Origin of the sequence: Methylorubrum aminovorans (assembly GCF_022179725.1) — a bacterium.
GTDB lineage: Bacteria > Pseudomonadota > Alphaproteobacteria > Rhizobiales > Beijerinckiaceae > Methylobacterium > Methylobacterium aminovorans.
This window is the reverse complement of the sequence record NZ_BPRC01000118.1, coordinates 1-215: the sequence shown is the minus strand read 5'-3', so window position 1 is coordinate 215 and position 215 is coordinate 1. Positions and strand designations below refer to the sequence as shown.

The 215-nt window shown below is 60.5% G+C and carries 1 pseudogene; it reads left to right on the top strand.

Annotated features, from left to right (window positions below):
- A pseudogene (locus tag MFF24_RS28750) lies at positions 1-215 on the top strand (hypothetical protein); the annotation flags it as partial.

The following is a 215-nucleotide window of genomic DNA, read 5'->3' as shown; positions in this document are numbered from 1 at the left end:
TCAACGGCTCCAACTCACCCCACTGTGCGTCTGACAGCATCACGTCTCCTCATTCGAAACCGAGAAAACGCCAAAATTCGCAATCCGTTCAGGCGACGACAGGCCCTAGCCTGCGATCAGGCTGGTATCGCGGTGACACTGCCCAAGCCGCTGACCTCGGGTGCCAAGGCGGAAGGGCGCTTCGGCAAACAGGACTTCGTCTACGAGGCGGAGGC